Here is a 19,629-nt window from a genome sequence, read left to right on the forward strand (position 1 = left end):
GCCGCCCGTTTTATTGACGCTCTCGGTGGACGCACGTTAGCGTCCTGCCGGATCGGCGCCCGTTGCCGGCGCGCGCCTGGGAGGCGGTTTGAGGATGCACGCGTTCAGCCGATGGTGGGCCCTTGCCCTGCTCGTGTCAGGGGCCCCCGCGTACGCGGATGACAACGACTTGCGGCTTGAGAAGCTCGGTATTCCGGCCCCACCAGAGGGAGAACCGGCTCCAGTCCTGCCCACCGGGAACTCGAACTTCCAAGCCTTCGCCCGCACCTTCGGCGCGGCGCTCACGTCCACGAACCTGATGCCCCCGGAGACGCTGGGGCACTCGGGCTTCAACATCAACCTGGAGCTGTCCGTCATCAACCTGCCCGATGACGTGACCATCCCTACCGAGGGAGAAGAGCCGGGCTCGGTACTCTTGCCCGCGCTCCATGTCCGCAAGGGCCTGCCCTTCTCGCTGGAGCTGGGCGCGCGCGTGGGCTGGGTGGAGAAGAGCAGCCTGTTCGCCGCCACCGGCGAGCTGAAGTGGGCCATCAACGAGGGCTTCACGTACCTGCCGGACATCGGCGTGCGCGGCCACATCACCCGGCTCATGGGGGCGAGGGATTTGGGGCTCACCACGGCCGGGCTGGACTTCGGCGTGGGCAAGCAGTTCCCCGTCGGCGGCATGGTGACGTTCACCCCGTACGGAGGCCTGGACCTGCTCTTCACCGGCGCGGACTCGCGCAACCTTTACTTCGAACCAGCACCATCGGAGCCCCCGGTAGACCCCCCGGTGGCGCCCCCGACGGAGCCGCAGGAGCTCCTCACCAACACCGCCGTCTACGAGCCCGTGGACATCGGCGACAGCCTCAACCCGCGCATCTACGGCGGCGTGCGGTTCATCGGCGGCGTGCTGCAGCTCGGCGTGGAGTTCTCCTACACGCGCCTGGGCAGCGTGAAGCTGGACCCGTCCCAAGAAGACGGCGATAGCAAGGGCGTGCCCGGCGTCGTCACCTTCAACACCTCGTTCGGCCTGGACTTCTAGGCCGCGCGCTTCAGGCCCTCGCGCACGCCGCGGGGGCGGTTGGTGATGAGATAGGACACCCCCATCGCCTCCAGGGCCCGGGCCCGCCCCGGGTCATCCACCGTCCACACCGCCACGCGCAGGCCCGCGGCCTTCCAGGCCGCCACCCGCTCCGGGGTGCAGGCCTCGTGGAAGGGGTGCACCGAGTGCGAGGACACCAGCGGGTTCATCAGGTACGCCTGGGGGCTCCAGGGCTTGTCCGGATCAATGAGGAAGCCCCGGCGCAGCGAGGGCGCCGCGGCGGCGAACCGGAACAGGCACCAGGGGTTGAAGCTGGACACCACCACCCGTCCGGCCAGCCCGTCCCGGGTGATGAACTCCGCCACCTTGTCCGCAAGCCCCCCGTCGTTGAAGCGGTCGCACTTGAGCTCGATGTTGATGAGGAAGTGCGAGGGCAGCGCCGCCACCACCTCCTCCAGGAGGGGAATCCGCGCGGGGGCGAAGCCCAGGGGGCTGCCCACATCCGCCCGCCGGAGCTTCCAGTAGGGCGTGGTGCGCACCTCCCAGGGCAGCCGGGCCAGCCGGTCCAGCCGCTCATCGTGGCAGACCACCACCTCGCCGGAGCCGCACACCATGGCATCCAGCTCCACCCCGTCCGCGCCCTGTCTCACCGCCTCGGCGAAGGCTTCCAGGGTGTTTTCGGGAGCGTCGGCGCTGGCGCCTCGGTGGGCAAGCAGGAGCATGCCCGGCAGTCTGCGTCAGAACCGCGCCGGGCGGCGAGGGAACTCCGTCCCCCCCTGTCCCCCATGGACAGTTGGCTTGCCTCGCCCCGGGGTTTGCTGCACTGTGAGGTGCATGGGGCTGGGCCTTGGAGAATTCATCGTCCTTGGGTTTGTGCTGATGGTGGTGTTCTCCGCCTCGCGCATGGGCCAGCTGGGCAACGCCATGGGCAAGTTCGTCTACTCGTTCCGCAAGGCCTCCAAGGGCGAGGACTTCGTGGACGTGAAGCCCCTGCCCCCCTCGCGCCGCGGCACCATCGACGCGGACTACACCGACCCCAAGAAGAACTAGGCCCCCAGGCCGCCCTGCCCTTTGCCCACGCCCTCCTCGAGGAGGCGCGCGGCCTGCTCGCGCAGGGACGGGTGCACCGAGGTGTCGTGCGCCAGCTCGGCCAGGTCCGTCGCGTTGAGCAGGGGGACGATTTTGGCCCCCACCTCGGGCGGCAAGTACGGGTTGAAGACGAGCGCGCGGCGCACCAGGTGGCGGGCGGACCAGCGCGGGGACTTCCAGATTTCCACCAGGGGCTCGGGCCGGGCCGGGCGGCGCGCCGCCATGCGCACCACGAGCGGCTCGGTGAGGCGGGGGTTGAGCAGGGCGTTGCTCACCACGGAGGCGTTGCTCGCCGTCACCAGCCGGGCGAGCAGGTCGGGGTCTCTCGTGAGGCGGGCCTGCTGCTTGAGGTGTCCCAGCGACTGGGTGAACACCTTCGCGTCCGACTTGGCCGCCGCGCGCGCATCGAACTGCTTGCGCGCGGGGCCCTCGGCGAAGAGGTCCGCCACCGTCTCCAGGGACTGCACCTCGGCGAGCCGCCGCAGCGAGTCCGCGTAGGGAATCTGCGCCGCCTCCATGCCCAGGGCCGCGGTGACGGCCGCGAGCAGGTGGGTGGCGGGCTCCCAGCCCGAGCGGGCCAGGGCGATGAGGTGGCCGACGAACTCGTTGGCATCGAGCGGATCGTGCCGGGCGAGCTCGCGCGCCACCGCCTTGCGGAGAATCTCCGCGCTGCCGCTCAGGCCGTGCAGCCGCAGAGCGAGGTTCTTGGCCTGTTCCCGGGTGGGCATGGCGTGCGTCTCGCTAGGGCTTGCCGCTCTCCTCGGGCACCGCCTCCATCTTCACTTCGAGCCGGAGCTGGCCGAGTTCTTGCGGAAAGTCGTGGAAGAGCACCGCGAACGGAGCGCGCGCGCCCGGGGCAATCGTGGTGGCCCCACCGTCGAGCTGCGTGCGCAGCTGCGCCGAGGTCTCCTCGTTGGTGACGGCGTAGAGCTCCTCGGGGTTGGGGACCTTGCCCGCGAGCCCCTCGGTGGCCTTCACCCGCTGGCCCCCGTCGTACAGCGCGGCGCGGACCCGGATGCGCACGGGCTTGGAGGAGCGGTTCTCCACGTCCCCGCGGACATAGAAGACCGCCCCGCCCCCGCGCGTGTCGTAGAGGCCGTTCGAGACGTTGTGCGCCACGAAGTCGCTGGGCGTCACCAGCGCCAGCAGGGTCGAGGGAGACAGGGCCGAGGCATCCACCCGGCCCTCCTTGAGGTACACGCTGCCCACCGCGGTGAGGGCCAGCAGCAACCCCGCGGCGATGGTGAGGTAGGCCACCTGCCCGGTCACCTGCTGCGCGGCGCTCGGCTTGCGCCGCTCGGGGATGCCCATGTCCGCAGGCCGGCCCGCGGGGCGGGCAATGGCGGGGGCCGCCAGGTTCGGCGCGGGAGAGGCCGCCGGGGCCGCCGGCATGTCCTGATGGGACGGAACATCCAGCAGCGGACTGGGGGTCTGGGCGCTTCCGCTCTCCAGGCCTGGAACCTCTTCGCCGTGCGGCGGCAGGTCGAGCCGCGAGCGCCCCGTGTCCGTGGGACTGATGAAGGGGTTCTTGTTGGTCTCGGTGAGATAGCCCTGCGACGGGTCCGCCGAGCCCAGCATCTGCCGGCCCGTCTCCGTCGGAGCGAACCGGGCCTCCGCCGCCTGGGCGAACGGATCCTGGAACGGCGCAGCGGGGGCCGCGGCCGCCGCCTGGGCGAACGGATCCTGGAACGGCGCAGCGGGGGCCTCCGCCGCCTGGGCGAACGGATCCTGGAACGGGAGGGAGGGCGCCTCGGACTGCGCCGGGTCACCGCCCAGCTCATCTCCCCCCATCATCCCGAACTCCATGGGACCCGGAGCCGCGAACGCGGGAGCAGGCGCCGCGGGGCTCTCCGCGGCCCCGAACGGGCTGGCGAACTCGTCGAAGTCCGCGGGCGCGGACGACTGGGGCGCGAGCGCCGGGGCAGGCCGGGCCACGGCGGGCGGGGCCTGGGGCGCGGCGCTGTGGCCCGAGCGGCCCAGCAAGGCGGCGGGCACGGGCGCGGAGAGCTCATCCTGCGAAGGCGCGCTCAGGTCTCCGCCCACCGAGCCGAACGGGTCATCCTCCGCGAAGGCGAAGGAGGTGGGCGCGGGCGCCGCCTCGGGGGCCGGGACAGGCTCTGGTGCCGCGGAGAGCCCCAGGCCGGACGACGGCCCGCCCAGGTCCACGTCGGACGAACCGAAGGGGTCCTCGTCCATGAACGGCATCGAGGACACGGGTGCCACCGGGGCGGGCGCCGCCACCGGAGGGGCCACGGGGGCCGGCCGGGCCACGGGGGCGGCCGCGGAGCTGGTGGGCACCTGGAACGGCGTGGGCCGCGCGGCCGCCGCGGGGGCGGAGGGCACCGGCGCGGGGCGCCCCGCTGGGATGGCAGCCATCCCGGCCGTCGAGGGACGGCGGGCCGCCACGGGGGGGGACGCGGGCTTGGGAGGAGGCGCCGCCACCGGGAGGGGCGCCGGGGCCGAGAAGGGCCCGGCATCGAACTCCGGCGGAGGCCCCAGGTCCGGAGCCGGCTCGCTCAGGTCCGTATCGATGGAGCCAAAGGAGCCCTTGTCCCCGAAGCCGAACGAGGCATTCATCCCGCCCGGCCCCCCGGCCCGGGCCTGGGGCGCGGGAATGGGGGGCCGCGCGGCGGGCGCATCCGGGGGAAGCTCGGGAAGGGGCGCGGCAGGGCCCGCCCCCGGGTTCGCGAAGAACTCGGCGAACAGGTCCGCCGCGGGGGGCACCGCGGGCGAGGGCACGGCGGGCTTGGGCGCCGGCTTGGCCACCGCGGGCAGACCCACCGAGGAGCTCCGGGCCCCCGCGGGGGCCTTCGGGATGGGAGGGCTCGTCGGGGCGCGTGCAGTCACGGCCGACCCGGCCGGGGCCACGGGCCGCCCCGGCGCAGGCGCGGACGCCACGGGAAGCGGCGGGAGGGCCGGAACCGGCGGCCGGGCCTCGGGCGGGACCTGGATGGGCAGGACGCGGGTCGTCTCGTGGTGGATTTCCTCCTCCGAGCCCGAGTCCATGGCGTTCCACGGGCTCGGCGGCAGCCTCGCCGCGGGGGCCGCGGGCGCCTGGCGGCTGGCCTCCACCCCCTCGGCGAAGAAGCCGGGCCGGGTACTGTGGCCGGGTTTGGGGTCGGGGGCGGTCCCGAAGCGCTCGAAGGGGTCGAATCCCCCGTCCGCGGGCCCGGGGACGGGAGGAGCGGACGCACCGGGGGTAGCTCCCGCCGGAGCGCGGGAGACTCGGAACGTATGCTGGCACTTCGTGCAGCGGACCTTGACCCCCTTCTCCGTCACCTTCTCGTCGGGGATCTTGAATCGCGTCTGGCACTGCTCGCACTGGACGATCATCGGTCAGGTTCGGCAGTATAGGCTGCCAGCCCCGTCACTGCGAGCAAGCAACCGCGCCCGCTTGCTCTCCCCATCCCTCTCCACTACACGAGGGGCTGCTTTTTCCGACGCTTCACGCGCAACGCTTTCGGACGTGGGCGGAGAACCGAACATGAGCGAAGCAGAGCAGCAAGCCAGCACTCCGAGCAAGGAGCCGAAGGTCATCAAGCGGTACACGAACCGGAAGCTCTACGACACTGTCGAGAGCCGGTACGTGACGCTCGATGAGATCGCCGCGATGATCAAGGACGGCGTCGAGGTGCGGATTGTCGATAACCGCACAAAGGAGGACCTCACCTCCGTGACGCTCGCCCAGATCATCTTCGAGGAGGAGAAGAAGAAGAACCAGATGCCCCTCGCGGTGCTCCGGGAAATCATCCGCCACCCCGGCGAGTCCATCTCGGGCTTCATCCAGAAGGAGGTGTCCCCCCGCGTGGCCTCCATCCGCGAGGAGGCCGAGTCCCGCGTGGCCTCCATCCGCGAGGGCGCCGAGTCCCGCCTGGACAAGCTGCTGGGCCGCGACGACAAGCGCGACGAGGCGGCCCCGGGCGAAGCCACCGAGGTGCCCGCCGAGCCGGAGGGCGCCGGGGGCCCCACGTCGGCCATCAGCCCCGCGGAGCTGCTCAAGGCCAGCCAGCGCGCCGTCGAGGACTGGCAGCGGAAGATCGACGAGCGCGTCAAGCAGGCCGTCGAGAACCTCGCCGGCAACCTGCCGGCGCTCGGCCGCGACATGCAGGCGCTGCTCCAGCGGCTCGAGGACCTCGAGAAGAAGCTCGACGACATCGAGAAGCGCCCGAAGTCCTGAGCTCCCTCAGGCCACGCGCGGCGGCCGTCCCTTGTCCTTCCCGGGGGCGGCCGCATCGTGAATCTCCTGCGCGATGGCGGCGAGCATCTCCGCGCCCTTGCTCCGGGGGGAGTACTCCCAGATGGTCTGCCCGTGGCTCTGGGCCTCATCAATCTTCACGTTGATGCCCAGGGGCGTGGCGGCCAGCGCGTCCGGAAAATAGGTTTTCAGCCGCTCCAGGATGGCGTCCGCCAGCGCCGTCTTGCGGTAGAGCGTGGGCACCACCTTGGTGACGCGCAGCTCCGGGCAGGACTCCTCCTGCCCCACCTTGCGGACCGTCTCCACCAGCTCCGCGCACCCATCCAGCGACAGGTACGTGAGCGCCACGGGGATGACCACCTCCGTGGAGGCCACCAGGATGTTGCGCGTGGTGAGCCCCATGGACGGCGGCGCATCGAAGACGATGGCCTCGTAGCCCGCGGCCTCCGCCAGGGCGAGCCGGTCGGCGAGCCGGCGCGAGCGGCGCGCATCCGAGGCCACCGCGACGGGAAAGTCCGCCATCTCCTTGTAGGCGGGCAGCACGCTCAGCCGCTCGACGGCGGTGGGCTGCACCACGTCCTCCAGGCGCACGGCGCTGTCGGTGAGCAGGTGGAAGACGTTGCGCGGCAGCGTGCGCACGTCCACGCCCAGTGACTTGCCCGCGTGCCCCTGGGTGTCCATGTCCACCAGGAGCACCCGCAGCCCCGCCTCCTGGGCCAGCCACGCGGCGGTGTTCACCGCGAGCGTCGTCTTGCCGGTGCCGCCCTTCTCATTGATGAACGCGATACGCCGCATGGCTTGCCGCTCCTGGGGGCTGCGCGGGGGGGCTGCTGCTGCGAGGCTACTTCTTGCGATCGCTCACCAGCGTGTCGAGCTTGCTCTCCACCGAGGTGAGCAGCTTCTCCAGGTCCTCCACCCGGGTGCGCAGCTGCTCCAGGTCCTCCGTGGACGGCAGGTTCATCGCGGAGAGGGCCGTGCGCAGCGCCGTGTCCAGGGTGCCCTTGGCCGCCAGCGAGCGCGACACGAGCGTCTGCACCGTGGCGACGAACTTCTCGTTGGACAGGAGCTGCTGGGCAATCTTGCCGATGCGCTCCTCGCCCGTCTCCACCAGCTTCTTCATCACCGGGTTGTTCTTGAGCATGGCCGTAGGGATTCCTCGCGTCCGGGGCCAGGAGGGCACCAGAGGCCGAAGAGAAATCACGCACTGTGAGGGGGGGCAACGCGGCGTGTCAAGCAAGCTCCACACCGGGTGACGGCCGCGTTGACAGGCCGCATCACCGTCCTTACGGTGGAAAGCTCGTTTATGGCCGGCCTGCTCGACAAACGCCTGTGGATCGTCTCCGGCAAGGGGGGAGTGGGCAAGAGCACCGTCGCCGCCGCGCTCGCCTTGCGCTCTGCCCGTGCCGGGCGCCGCACCCTCGTGTGTGAGGTGAACACCCAGGAGCGCGTGAGCCGCTTCCTGGAGGTGCCCCCCGCGGGCCCGGACATCCGCCTCCTGGAGGAGAACCTCTGGGCCGTGGACGTGCGGCCCCAGGAGGCCATGCGCGAGTACGCGCTGATGACGCTGCGCTTCGAGACGCTCTACAAGACCGTCTTCGAGAACCGCCTGGTGCGCTACTTCCTGCGCTTCATCCCCTCGCTGCAGGAGCTGGTGCTGCTCGGCAAGATTCTCTACCACCTGCAGGAGAAGCGCCCGGACGGCACCGACCGCTTCGAGACCATCGTCCTGGACGCGCCCGCCACCGGCCACGCCATCACCTTCCTCAACGTGCCCCAGGTGCTGCTGCGCACGGTGCCCCCCGGCCCCATGGCCCGCGAGGCCCTGAAGATGCGCGACCTGCTGGTGGACCCGGCCATCACCGCCGCGGTGCTGGTGGCGCTGCCCGAGGAGCTGCCGGTGAACGAGGCACTGGAGCTGCACGCGGCCCTGCGGGACAAGGTGCACATCCGCACCCACGCGGCCGTGCTCAACTCCGTCTTCTCCGAGCGCTTCACCGACGGCGACTTGCAGGCGCTGGCCGGCTACCCGGAGCTGTACACCCTGGCCAAGACGCAGCATGACCGCGCCGCCCTGGCGGTGCTGGCGGGCACCAAGCTGGAGCGCAACCTCCACGTGCCCGTCTACCCCGTGCCCCGGCTCTTCGTGCCCTCGTTCGGCCGGTCCGCCATCGAGGAAATCATGAAGCACCTGGAGCCCCTGGTGGTGGGAACCCCATGAGCCCCTCTGCGCTGGGCCCCGCGCTTGCCCAGAAGCGCGTCCTCATCTGCGTCGGCTCCGGAGGCGTGGGCAAGACGACGGTCGCCGCCACCCTGGCCCTGCGCGCCGCGGTGGACGGCCGCTCCAGCCTGGTGTGCACCATCGACCCGGCCAAGCGCCTGGCCAACGCCCTGGGCCTCAACATGCTGGGCAACACGGAGACGCAGGTGCCCGCCATCGTCCTGGAGGGGCTGGGGGTGAAGCCCCGGGCCCACCTGTACGCGATGATGCTGGACATGAAGCAGACCTGGGATGAGCTCATCGCCCGGTTTGCCCCGCCCGAGCAGCGCGAGCGCATCCTCTCCAACCGCTACTACCAGTCGCTGTCCACGGCGCTCGCGGGCAGCCAGGAGTACATCTCCCTGGAGAAGCTGTGGGAGCTGCGCCGCCGCAGCGAGTACGAGCTCATCGTCCTGGACACCCCGCCCACCGCGCACGCCCTGGACTTCCTCGATGCGCCCAACCGCATCCTGGACTTCATGGACAACGAGGCCGCCAAGTGGCTGCTCACCCCCGCGCTCAAGGCGGGCAAGGTCGGCCTGTCCCTCTTCAACCTGGGCAGCAGCTACGTCACCAAGGCGCTCTCCAAGTTCACCGGCGTGGAGACGCTCCAGGAGCTCTCCAGCTTCATGCTGGCGCTCTCCTCCATGAACGAGGGCTTCCGCGAGCGCGCCCGGGGCGTGCGCGAGCTGCTGAAGGACCAGCAGACCGGCTACGTGCTCGTCACCGGCCCCCAGGTGGAGCGGCTGGACGAGGTGCTGCACTTCCAGCGCCTGCTCCAGCAGAACCAGATGGAGGTGCTGGCCGTGGTGGTGAACCGCATCCACCCCATGCCTCCCCAGAAGCTCTGGGAGGACGCCGCCCGGCTGGCCCCTGCCCGGCGGGCCAAGGTGGAGCAGACCCTCGCCGAGCTGAAGAGCCTGGCCGAGCAGGATGCCCAGGGCATCGCCCACATCCAGAGCGCCTGCCCGGACACGCCCATCATCCAGGTGCCCCGCTTCGACCTGGACGTGCATGACCTGACCGCCCTGTGGCGGGCAGGCCAGTATCTGCTGGGCGACGAACGGCTCGCCTGAGCCGGTTCTCCGGCGGCCGGCGCCCCTCCTCCGGGAAGCCGCGCGGCCCCGGAGGCATTAAGCTGCGGCCCACGGACGGAACCCGCGCATGCGCCCCACTGTCAGTCTCCTCAGCGACGGCGTCAGGAACCCCAGGGGTGGGCGAGGGCCGAACCGGTGAACGCGACTCAGAGGACGCACATGGCAGGCACGTGGCGACGGTGGGTGTGGGTGGGTGTAGCAGCGCTGATGGGCTTGACGGGCTGCCGCACGGCGGGCGGCGCGGCCCGGCCGGACGGCGCGGCCTCCCCCCGGCACGAGGTGGAGTTCGAGCCGGTGACGGTGACGGGCGACCTCGAGCTGGAGCGCCTCAACGACGAGGAGCTGTTCGCGGGGGGCACCTCCGCGTTCGCGGCCGAGGACTACAAGCAGGCGGCGCGCTACTTCGGGCGCCTGGCGGACTTCCACCCGAAGAGCAGCCACCGGCGCGAGGCGCTCTACAACGCGGGGCTCGCGCACCAGCGCCTCAAGGAGTGGGAGGAGGCTTACCAGCGCTTCTCCGAGCTGGCGGACGCGGCCACGGGCCAGGGCGATGCGCTCGCCGCCGCGTTCCGCGTGGCGGAGACGCAGTACCAGATGGAGCGCTTCGAGGACGCGGTGGCGCTGCTCCAGGTGCTCGCCGGGCGCAAGGACTTGCCGCCCGCCCGCCGCCTGGAGGCGCAGGTGCAGCTGGGCATCTGCGAGCTGGAGTCCGGGCGCCGGGAGCAGGCCGAGGCCTCGCTGCGCAAGGCGCTCAGTGACTACGAGGCGCTCGACGACAAGGACCTGGTGGACGACTACTACCCGGCCCAGGCCCACTTCTTCGTCGGGGAAATCTACCGGCTGCACTACGAGGAAGTGGTGCTCAATCCGCTCAAGGGCAGCGACGCGCTCGCCACGGACCTCAACTACAAGGCCGAGCTGCTGCTGTCCGCCCAGGGCCACTACCTGCGCGCCATCCGCGTGGGCAACGGCTACTGGGCCACGGCGTCCGGCACGCAGATCGGCACCATGTACGAGACCATGTACAACCAGATGGTGAACTCGCCCGCCCCGCCGGAGCTCACGGGCGACGAGGTGGGCATCTACCGCCAGGAGCTGCGCAAGAAGATCCGCGTGCTGCTCACCAAGTCCATCAACGTCTATGAGCGGACGCTGGAGGCCGCCGAGCGCATCGGCTCGCAGAACGCCTTCGTGGACCGGACGCGCGAGAGCCTGCGCAAGGTGAAGGAGCTGCTCCTGGCGGACGCGGACGCGGAGACGGACGCCGAGGCCGAGCCTCCCCCGCCGCCCGTGTCCAAGCCGCACTCCTGAGGTCCTCCGGGGCGGCTGGGCAGTACGAGACGCGCTGGCATAGCCTGGGGCTCCGCCCATGGAGCCCATCTTCACGCCCGAGCAGCTCGCCGAGATCAAGGCGTACTACCTGCCGCACTACATCCGCAGTGCCGTGAACCCCTTCGTCTCCCTGGGTGTGCTGGCACTGCTGCTGTGGGTCTTGAACCGGCCCTTCTACCAGGCGGCCCAGGCCCTGGCGTCCCGGCTCGGCCAGCGGTTCGCCTTCCTGCGCACCGCCCCCGTCAGCCGCGTGCTCCTCCGGGCCCTGGACCGGCTCTGGGGTGAGCCCGGCTGGGGAGCGGCCCTGCTCTTCGCCCTCTTCCTGGACGTGTTCTCCAAGGTCCTCTACGCCCCGTCGGACGTCTACTTCGACTACGTCCTCGAACACCGCCACGGCATGTCGGCGTACACCCCGCTCACCTACGCGTGGGACACCCTCAAGTCCTGGGGCATCTCGGCCGTGGCCGCCGTCACGCTGGTGCTCGGGCTCTACGGCCTGGCGCGCCGGCTGCCGCGCTGGTGGCTGGTGCTGGGCGTGCCCGTGGCCGGGCTCATGCTGGTGTCCTCGGCGCTGGACCCCTACCGGAGCCAGGTCTACTTCGAGCAGACCCCGCTGGAGGCAGGCCCCCTGCGCACCCGCATCGGCGAGCTGATGGCCCGCGCGGACATCGCCTTCGCCGATGTGCTCGTGGAGAAGACCTCCGTCGCCTCCAAGCGGGTGCAGGCGTACTTCGCCGGCCAGGGCCCCACCCGCACCATCGTCCTCAATGACGTGCTGCTGAAGGAGTTCACCGAGGAGGAGGTGCTCGCCGCGGTGGCCCATGAGGCCGGCCACGTGAACGAGCCGAAGTGGGCGGGCCGCATCGCCGCGGCCCTCTGTCTGGTGGCCCTGCTCTTCCTCATCGACCGGCTGCTCCGGCGCGCGGCAACGCGGGGCTGGTTCGGCCCCCCCCGGTTCGCGGACATCCGCACCCTGCCCCTGCTGTCGGTGCTCTTCTTCTTCCTCATGTTGACCGCGAAGCCCGTGTCGGCGGCGTTCTCCCGGGAACGGGAGCGGGAGGCGGACCGCTATGCCCTGCGCCTCACGGGCGACCCGGCCACGTTCCGGCGGATGCTGGTGAAGGCCGCCCGCGTGAACAAGATGGACCCCGAGCCCCCCCGGTGGGTCATCCTCAAGGGCATGAGCCACCCGCCCGTCAGCGAGCGCATCGCCGCCGTCTCCGGACCGTGAGCCCCGCCGTGGGAGGAGGGCCTCCCCCAAAGCCCTCCTCCCGCGGCGTGCCCCCCCGCTACGCCCGGGGCGCTCCCTTCATCGTCTCCACCGCCACGAGCGTGATGGCCTTCACCAGCGCGCGGGCCCTCCGGCCGGCCACCGTCTTGCCCTGGGGGTCCGCCTCCACGGCGTGGGAGATGTCGGTGAAGCCCTGCCGGTTGCCCTGGCGCAGGTACAGCTCGCCCCGGTGGGTCAGCGCCACCGGGTTGCGGGGATCACACTCCAGGGCCGCGCTGTACTCGGTGAGGGCCTCCTCCTGGCGCCCCAGCTTCTGGTACACGGTGCCGAGCGCGGCACGGCTGGCGCCATCCTTCGGGTTCCCCTCGACGAGCCCCTCGAAGAGGATGCGCGCCTCCTCGTAGCGCCCCGCGGCGGCCAGCTCACAGCCCACCTGGGCAATGGCCTTCGCCTCCGCGAACGTCATCCCTTCCACCTCCGCCCAGGTCATCTCCCCCCGGGCAAAGGCCTTCAGCTTCTCCGCGGTCTGCGTCGAGAGAGCCATCGCCGTGTCCTCTTGGTGCTTGATGATGCGTCCCATGGTGGTTCAGGCCCGGCCCAGGTTCTGGATGGCCGTCTTGGCCATCTCGTTGAAGTTGGAGGAGATGTTGCTCATCAGGTCGAACATCTGTTTGCGCTTCTCCATCAGCTTCTGAAGGCGCAGGTTGAGCTGCTCCATCGACGTGTCCAGCTTCGCCGCGCGCCCCGCATCTCCCGAGCCCAGCGTGGCGCGCTCCTCCCGGAGGCTCGCCATCTCCGACATCACCCCGAGCAGCTCATCATCCGTGTCGCGGGTGATCATCATCAGGATGGCCTGGAGCTTCTCCTCCATGCTCATGTTCGGGTTGTTGAGGATGTCCCGCAGGTTCCCGGAGGACCCGCCGCAGCCCGGGGACGGCTGGGGCGTGGGCAGGGGCACGGGCGGTGGAGCGCAATTCCCAGGGCCTCCCGGCTGGCCCGCGGGCGGAGGACTCGACACCGGAGGAGGGCAGCCCGGGGACGGCGCCGGGGGGGCAATCACGCCATAGGCCGCGATGTCGGCGTTCACCTTCTTCAGGGCCTTCTGCACGTCCTGCTGGCTGAAGGTGCCGTCCGGGTTGCCGCCCTTGTTCGCCGTGTCCAGCACGTGCCGGTACTCGGGGTGCTGGAGAAAGAAGCGCGCGGCATCCCGCAGCTCGGGGGACAGCGACGGGTGGGTGGCGGCCTCCTGAAGCGTCTGCAGGTTGAACTTGCCGTCACCCTTCTTGCCCTGGAGCGTGTCGAAGACGCTGAAGTTGGCCGCCAGGGTCTTCAGCGCATCCCGGTACGTGACGGACATCGGGTCCATCGTCCCGCCCCGCGACGCGGCGGAAGCGGAGGCGGTGGAGGGGGGGCTCGCGTAGCCCGCGCTCGCCCGGCCCACCTCCGGGCTCGGGCAGTACTCGGTCTGCGCCGAGGGGTTGGCCGTCAGCTCGGAGGCCACCCCCGCCATGCCGCTGGCCGCCAGCATCACGTTGCCGGTCATCACCCCGGTGGCCGCCTTGATGGAGTTGGTCAGCACGGGGGGCAAGCCCAGGGCATCTCCCGCCAGGTCGACCACCGTCGCCATGGGACCGGCGAAGGCGTTCAACGCGTTCTTGATGAAGTCGAACATGTCCTCTCCCACGCGGCCGAAAGGGGCAGGGATTTGCCAGGTGCCGCGCTGGGTGAGCCCCACCGATTGCAGCGGCGATGCCGGGGCCTCGCCTTCGGGAACCGCCAGGGAATCCAGCCGGTTAGCCCCCTCCCCGGCCTGCCTCCGTCCCGAAGCGCGGACGGTGGAGTCCACGGCCCGGGATTGGGATTAGAGTCCCGCGCGTATGCGCACCCTGGGCTTGGACGTAGGCACCAAAACCATCGGGGTCGCCGTCTCGGACGGGCTGGGGCTCACGGCCCAGGCCCTCACCACCGTGCGGCGCACCAACCTCAAGGCGGACCTCGCGGCGCTCGTGCGGCTGGCGCGCGAGCACGAGGTGTCCCGCATCGTGGCCGGGCTGCCCCTCAACATGAACGGCACGGAGGGCCCGCGCGCCGAAGCCTCCCGGAAGTTCGCGGAGGCGGCCGGCCAGGCCCTCGAAGTGCCCGTGGAGTACTGGGACGAGCGGCTGTCCACCGTGGCCGCCGAGCGCACGCTCCTGGAGGCGGACCTCACCCGCGAGAAGCGCAAGCAGGTCATCGACCAGATGGCCGCCCAGTTCATCCTCCAGGGCTGGCTCGACGCGCACCGGCCCGTGGAGGACTTCCACGCCGATGACTACGACCCGGAGCCTTGAGTGAAGCCGCTCCTGCGCATCTCCCGGGTGCTCCCGGCCCTCCTCCTCCTGCTCACGGGGGGAAGCGCGGGTGCGGAGCCTCGCCCCCGCGTCATCCCCATCGAGTACGACTTCACCGGGGCGAGCTTCAGCCCCGATGAGCGGCAGCTCGCCATCGTGTCGGAGTCGAGCGTCACCCTCTACGACGTGGCCACGGGCAAGAAGGGCCGGACGCTCGAGATGAAGGTGGACTCCATCTCCTCCCCGGGCACCTTCAGCGCCGATGGAAAGCTGCTCGCGGCGTCCTGCTCCGTGATGCGCACCACCCTGTTCGAGCAGGTCTGCGTCTGGCGGACCGCCACCGGCAAGCTGCTGCCCGGCTGGGGCGGCCTCCCCGAGATGTTGAAGGCCGACGACGTGGCCTTCGCCCCGGGGGGCAAGGAGCTGGTGACCTCGGGAGAAGGAGACATCACCGTCTCCCACCTGAGCCTGGAGAAGGAGCGCACCTTTTCCGGCGAGGCCTTCGGGCTGCCGCTCAAGGGGGGTTGGATCGCCGTCGCCCACAAGGACGGGGCCATCTCGGTGAACCAGCTCGCGACGGGCAAGCCGCTGCGAACGCTCGAAGGCACGAACCCCGCCACGGAGTTCGCCGTGGATCCGCAGGGCAAGTGGATCGCCGGATGGGTGGGCGGCTCCTCCATCACCCTCTACACCGCGGCGACGGGCGCCCGGGCCGGCGAGGTGTCCCCGGGCCCCATGGCCCTCTCCTCCATCGTCTTTCTGGCCCACGGACGCCAGCTCGCCACGGTGGACGCGGGCCAGGTGCGCCTCTGGGCCGTGCCCTCCGGGAGCCTCACCGCCACCCTTCCCTATGACGGGGAGCTGCTCGCGCTCTCCCCCCAGGGCCGGTGGCTGGTGACCCGCAAGCCCCAGCAGCCGGAGCTGCACCTCGTCCCGGCCTCCGCCCCCTGACGCGTCAGCGGCGGCGGTACAGGTGGACCGGCGGGGAGAAGCCCTCCAGCTCCTCGTACACCACGCCGTCCAGCGTCAGCGTGCGGCCCTCCAGCGTCACCCCCGGATCCTTCACCAGCGCGCCGCCGTCGAAGCGCACGAGGTAGTGGGGCTGGGCGTCCGCGAGGCGCTGGCGGAAGGTGTCCCAGCGCAGGCGCGCCATGCGCAGCTCGGGCAGCCCGGAGAAGAAGGCGATCTGGAGGTCCAGGTAGCCCTCGTCCGTATCGAGCGCCAGGGCGCCCCCCTTCGCGGCCACCTCCTCCTTGATGAAGCGCGCGGCCTGCCGCACGGCCTCGGGGTTGGTGGACGTCGGGCTCACCGGCCGCAAGCCGTCCCGGGGCCCGCCCTCCGCGCGGAAGGTGTAGAGCCCGAGCGCCACGGGCATCCCCACCGCGAGCGCCATCGCGCCCCCCGCCACGGCCCGGCGCGCCCCCTGCCCCCACGCCCCCACGCACGCCTGGAAGCCGGACAGCACGAAGGGCAGCAGCAACACCACCTGGAGCGCCGTGAAGCGCCCCAGCGGCACGAAGTTGAGCAGCACCGCGCTCCGGAACGTGTAGTACGCGGTGGGCACCAGCGCCGCGAGCACCACCCACCGCAGCTCCGGCCGCTCCTTCCACGCCTTCACCATGCCCACCGCGCCGAACAGCGCCACCCCGGGGGTGAGCGTGAAGAGGGCCACCGCGGGCCAGAAGACGAGCCCCTGCGCCCGGAACCCCCAATGCTTCGCCCCACCCGCCGAGCTGGCGCTCCAGGCGCGGTGGAACTCGTCGATATAATGGATGGGGAAGAGCGGATGGCCGTGGGCCAGCTCATTGCCCTGCATCCACGCCAGGGGAAACGGCAGGCACAGCAGGCCGAACGTCACCGCCATCGTCACGCCGGACACCCGGTCCTCGCGCCACAAGAGCGGCATCGCCGCCAGGAGCGGGATGTACATCCACGCGTCGTAGCGCATGGCACACGCGAGGTTGAGCACCAGGGCCGCCCCGAACAGCGGCCCGAACCGCCCCTCCTGCAGCGCCTGGGCGAAGAGCGCGAACACCCAGAGCATGAAGAAGAGCGACACCGCCTCGCTCCCCGCCGTCGTGGAGAATTGCAGGTGCATTCCCCACAGGGAGAAGGCCAGACAGGCCCACACGCCGGCCTTCCAGCCAAAGAAGCGGCGCGTGAGGCCAAACAGCGGCAGCACGGACAGCACGCCGAAGAGCAGGCTGATCGCCCGGCCCGCATCCTCCCGGTCCAGCACCAGCAGCGCCGCGCCCACGAGGTAGAAGTGCAAGGGGCCGAACTGCATCGCCCCGTCCTTGAAGGACTCGATGAGGTGAGGGGCACGCAGCCAGCGCTCCGCCAGCTCCGTGCGCACCACCGCGTCCCCGTAATAGTTCTCGTTGACGGGGAACACCACCAGCCGGGGCACCAGGGCCGCCACGAGCAGCAGCCCCAGGAGCCACCCCCGTTTCGGCTCGCCTTCGGAGACCGGCCCCCGGGCGGGGCTCACCGGCAGGGACGGCACGGACAGAGGGGACAGAGCGGACGCCATGCGGCGCGGGAGAATACGCAGGCAAGCCCCAAAACCAAGCGCTCTGCCCGTGCGCTCCACCTGCGCCTCTTCCCCACACCCGGCATTGCGCGCTACCCACGCGCGCCGTTATGGACCAGGGGATGACGGGGGCTTTGGCTCACAACTGAACGTCTCCCAGCCCGGATTCACCGGTCCCGGACGTTCACGAAGAGGGCTTCCGGTGTCAGGACCCTACCCGCCGGGGCCAGGGCCCCTATAATCATCGTGCCTTTTCACCCCGTGAAGGATGTGCCTCCCCAAGGGACACCCCGACACGTGCTGACCACGCGGTCCCACTCCGCGGCGGGGTCCCGAAGGGGCACCAAGACCGACGTTGACGGGACCCGGTGGCGGGGTGAATCAGATCGGAATGGCAGGGCAGCCCCCCAGGTTCAAATTCTGGCTCTCCGTGCGCGCGTACCCCCGCGCCCCCGGCGGGCCCGCGAGGGAGAGACATGAAGGACGCTGAGAAAGTTTCGTGGGTCTCGAAGATCGCCGCGTTCCAGGACACGAAGACCTACGCGGAGCTCAACTGGGAGGGCTCCTTCGAGGACTACCTGGAGCTGGTCCGGAAGAACCCCAAAATCACCCGCACCGCCTACCAGAGGATCCACGACATGATCCTCAGCCACGGCAAGTCGGAGTACATCGACAACAAGAAGAAGCTCACGCGCTACCACTTCTTCAGCGATGAGAAGTTCGGCGGCAGGGACGCCATCTTCGGCCTCGACGTGCCGCTGATGAAGCTGGTGAACGTCTTCAAGTCCGCCGCCCAGGGCTACGGCACCGAGAAGCGCGTCATCCTCCTGCACGGCCCGGTGGGCTCCTCCAAGTCCACCATCGCCCGCCTCCTCAAGAAGGGCATGGAGGAGTACTCCAAGGCGCCCGAGGGCGCCGCCTACACCTTCTCCTGGACCACCGACAAGAAGCTGCCGGATGGCACCACCGTCAAGGAGAAGATGAAGTGCCCGATGAACGAGGAGCCGCTCAACCTGATTCCCCGCGAGTGGCGCTCGAAGATTTACGCCGAGCTGTCCCCGCCCGAGTCCGGCTACACCATCCCCTCCGGGTGCGAGCTGTGCCCCGCCTGCCGCTTCGTCTTCAAGGACCTGATGACGCAGTACGGGGGCGACTTCGCCAAGGTGATCAGCCACATCAAGGTCAACCGGCTCATCTTCAGCGAGAAGGACCGCGTGGGCATCGGCACCTTCCAGCCCAAGGACGAGAAGAACCAGGACTCCACCGAGCTCACCGGTGACATCAACTACCGGAAGATCGCCGAGTACGGCTCCGACTCGGACCCGCGCGCCTTCAACTTCGACGGCGAGTTCAACATCGCCAACCGCGGCGTCATCGAGTTCGTGGAAGTGCTCAAGCTGGATGTCGCCTTCCTCTACGATCTGCTCGGCGCCTCGCAAGAGCACAAGATCAAGCCGAAGAAGTTCCCCCAGACGGACATCGACGAGGTCATCATCGGGCACACCAACGAGCCCGAGTACAAGAAGCTCGAGAACAACGAGTTCATGGAGGCCTTGCGCGACCGTACGGTGAAGATTGACATCCCGTACATCACCAAGCTGGGCGAGGAGGTGAAGATCTACGAGAAGGACTTCAACTCCCGCGCCATCAAGGGCAAGCACATCGCCCCGCACACGCTCGAGATGGCGGCCATGTGGGCGGTGATGACGCGCCTGGAGGAGCCCAAGAAGCACAACCTGTCGCTCCTGCAGAAGCTCAAGCTCTACAACGGCAAGACGCTTCCGAACTTCACCGAGGACAACATCAAGGAGCTGCGCAAGGAGTCCATCCGGGAAGGCCTGGAGGGCATCTCCCCGCGCTACATCCAGGACAAGATCTCCAACGCCCTGGTGAGCGACAAGGGCGAGGGCTGCATCAACCCCTTCATGGTCCTCAACGAGCTGGACGCGGGCCTGAAAACCCACTCGCTCATCAACAGCGAGGATGCGCGCAAGCGCTTCAAGGAGCTGCTCACCACGGTGAAGCAGGAGTACGAGGACACCGTCAAGAACGAGGTCCAGCGCGCCATCAGCGCCGATGACGACGCCATCTCCAAGCTGTGCGGCAACTTCATCGACAACATCAAGGCCTACACCCAGAAGGAGAAGGTCAAGAACAAGTACACCGGGCTCTACGAGGAGCCGGATGAGCGGCTGATGCGCTCCATCGAGGAGAAGATCGACATCCCCGAGAGCCGCAAGGACGACTTCCGCCGGGAGATCATGAACTACATCGGCGCGCTGGCCGTCGAGGGAAAAACCTTCAACTACCGGACGAACGAGCGGCTGCACAAGGCGCTGGAGCTGAAGCTGTTCGAGGACCAGAAGGACAGCATCAAGCTCAAGAACCTCGTCTCGAGCGTGGTGGACAAGGAGACCCAGGAGAAGATTGATCTCGTGAAGGACCGGATGATGAAGAACTACGGTTACTGCGAGATCTGCTCCACGGACGTGCTCAACTTCGTGGCGAGCATCTTCGCCCGCGGAGACGCGAAGGAGTAAA

18 protein-coding genes are annotated in these 19,629 nt (G+C 69.9%); 10 read left to right on the top strand and 8 right to left on the bottom strand.

Features of this window, described 5'->3' with window-relative positions; genetic code table 11:
- Positions 1-94: 94 nt before the first annotated feature.
- Positions 95-1,024 carry a hypothetical protein gene (locus tag KY661_RS16000; RefSeq protein ID WP_225411016.1) on the top strand — a complete coding sequence of 310 codons (930 nt, stop codon included), beginning with the start codon at positions 95-97 and terminating at the stop codon, positions 1,022-1,024.
- Here the strand turns inward: KY661_RS16000 and KY661_RS16005 are convergent.
- Positions 1,021-1,746: a glycerophosphodiester phosphodiesterase gene (locus KY661_RS16005; protein ID WP_225411017.1), complete on the bottom strand. Its 726-nt coding sequence runs from the start codon at positions 1,744-1,746 to the stop codon at positions 1,021-1,023. The genes KY661_RS16000 and KY661_RS16005 overlap by 4 nt on opposite strands.
- Positions 1,747-1,858: 112 nt before the next feature.
- On the opposite strand from KY661_RS16005, the gene KY661_RS16010 reads away from it, so the two are divergent.
- The gene (locus KY661_RS16010) at positions 1,859-2,074 is read left to right on the top strand and encodes a twin-arginine translocase TatA/TatE family subunit (RefSeq protein WP_225411018.1); all 216 of its coding nucleotides are present in this window, start codon (positions 1,859-1,861) and stop codon (positions 2,072-2,074) included.
- Here the strand turns inward: KY661_RS16010 and KY661_RS16015 are convergent.
- Positions 2,071-2,841 carry a hypothetical protein gene (locus KY661_RS16015; RefSeq protein WP_225411019.1) on the bottom strand — a complete coding sequence of 257 codons (771 nt, stop codon included), beginning with the start codon at positions 2,839-2,841 and terminating at the stop codon, positions 2,071-2,073. The two genes, KY661_RS16010 and KY661_RS16015, sit on opposite strands and share 4 nt — an antisense overlap.
- A 13-nt stretch (positions 2,842-2,854) precedes the next feature.
- Complete coding sequence (locus tag KY661_RS16020; RefSeq protein WP_225411020.1) at positions 2,855-5,446, bottom strand: zinc-ribbon domain-containing protein; 2,592 nt, start codon at positions 5,444-5,446, stop codon at positions 2,855-2,857.
- Between the two features lie 151 nt (positions 5,447-5,597).
- Between KY661_RS16020 and KY661_RS16025 the strand changes: the two genes are divergently transcribed.
- Entirely contained in the window at positions 5,598-6,290 is a 693-nt protein-coding gene (locus KY661_RS16025; RefSeq protein ID WP_225411021.1) for a polyhydroxyalkanoate synthesis regulator DNA-binding domain-containing protein, read from the top strand.
- A gap of 6 nt (positions 6,291-6,296) precedes the next feature.
- Here KY661_RS16025 and KY661_RS16030 read toward each other — a convergent pair whose 3' ends face one another.
- Both KY661_RS16030 and KY661_RS16035 read right to left on the bottom strand, forming a co-directional pair.
- On the bottom strand, positions 6,297-7,103 hold the full coding sequence (locus KY661_RS16030; protein WP_225411022.1) for a ParA family protein: 807 nt from the start codon (positions 7,101-7,103) through the stop codon (positions 6,297-6,299).
- 46 nt (positions 7,104-7,149) lie between these two features.
- A complete protein-coding gene (locus tag KY661_RS16035) occupies positions 7,150-7,449 on the bottom strand; it encodes a hypothetical protein (protein WP_225411023.1) in 300 nt (99 codons plus the stop codon).
- Positions 7,450-7,611: 162 nt separating this feature from the next.
- On the opposite strand from KY661_RS16035, the gene KY661_RS16040 reads away from it, so the two are divergent.
- The 4 genes from KY661_RS16040 (at position 7,612) to KY661_RS16055 (ending at position 12,225) form a co-directional block, all read left to right on the top strand.
- Positions 7,612-8,526, top strand: a complete 915-nt coding sequence (locus tag KY661_RS16040) for an ArsA family ATPase (protein ID WP_225411024.1) — start codon at positions 7,612-7,614, stop codon at positions 8,524-8,526.
- Positions 8,523-9,641, top strand: coding sequence for an ArsA family ATPase (locus KY661_RS16045; RefSeq protein WP_225411025.1), 1,119 nt, complete (start codon positions 8,523-8,525; stop codon positions 9,639-9,641). The genes KY661_RS16040 and KY661_RS16045 overlap by 4 nt, the downstream gene beginning before the upstream one ends.
- Positions 9,642-9,821: 180 nt before the next feature.
- Complete coding sequence (locus KY661_RS16050) at positions 9,822-10,973, top strand: tetratricopeptide repeat protein (protein WP_225411026.1); 1,152 nt, start codon at positions 9,822-9,824, stop codon at positions 10,971-10,973.
- A 58-nt stretch (positions 10,974-11,031) separates the two neighbouring features.
- A complete protein-coding gene (locus KY661_RS16055; RefSeq protein ID WP_225411027.1) occupies positions 11,032-12,225 on the top strand; it encodes a M48 family metalloprotease in 1,194 nt (397 codons plus the stop codon).
- A 58-nt stretch (positions 12,226-12,283) separates the two neighbouring features.
- On the opposite strand, the gene KY661_RS16060 is transcribed toward KY661_RS16055, so the two are convergent.
- Both KY661_RS16060 and KY661_RS16065 read right to left on the bottom strand, forming a co-directional pair.
- Positions 12,284-12,805, bottom strand: coding sequence for a tetratricopeptide repeat protein (locus tag KY661_RS16060; RefSeq protein ID WP_225411028.1), 522 nt, complete (start codon positions 12,803-12,805; stop codon positions 12,284-12,286).
- Positions 12,806-12,811: 6 nt separating this feature from the next.
- Positions 12,812-13,897, bottom strand: a complete 1,086-nt coding sequence (locus tag KY661_RS16065) for a hypothetical protein (protein ID WP_225411029.1) — start codon at positions 13,895-13,897, stop codon at positions 12,812-12,814.
- Between the two features lie 205 nt (positions 13,898-14,102).
- Between KY661_RS16065 and ruvX the strand changes: the two genes are divergently transcribed.
- Positions 14,103-14,555 carry a Holliday junction resolvase RuvX gene (gene ruvX / locus KY661_RS16070; RefSeq protein ID WP_075007654.1) on the top strand — a complete coding sequence of 151 codons (453 nt, stop codon included), beginning with the start codon at positions 14,103-14,105 and terminating at the stop codon, positions 14,553-14,555.
- Complete coding sequence (locus tag KY661_RS16075; RefSeq protein ID WP_225411030.1) at positions 14,556-15,506, top strand: WD40 repeat domain-containing protein; 951 nt, start codon at positions 14,556-14,558, stop codon at positions 15,504-15,506. It begins immediately after the preceding gene.
- A 4-nt stretch (positions 15,507-15,510) separates the two neighbouring features.
- On the opposite strand, the gene KY661_RS16080 is transcribed toward KY661_RS16075, so the two are convergent.
- Positions 15,511-17,088 carry an ArnT family glycosyltransferase gene (locus KY661_RS16080; protein ID WP_225411031.1) on the bottom strand — a complete coding sequence of 526 codons (1,578 nt, stop codon included), beginning with the start codon at positions 17,086-17,088 and terminating at the stop codon, positions 15,511-15,513.
- Positions 17,089-17,564: 476 nt separating this feature from the next.
- Here KY661_RS16080 and KY661_RS16085 point away from each other — a divergent pair, with 476 nt between their 5' ends.
- Entirely contained in the window at positions 17,565-19,628 is a 2,064-nt protein-coding gene (locus tag KY661_RS16085; protein WP_075007651.1) for a PrkA family serine protein kinase, read from the top strand.
- Position 19,629: the final 1 nt, after the last annotated feature.

The sequence above is a fragment of the Allostigmatella hybrida genome (genome assembly GCF_020103775.1).
GTDB lineage: Bacteria > Myxococcota > Myxococcia > Myxococcales > Myxococcaceae > Hyalangium > Hyalangium aurantiaca.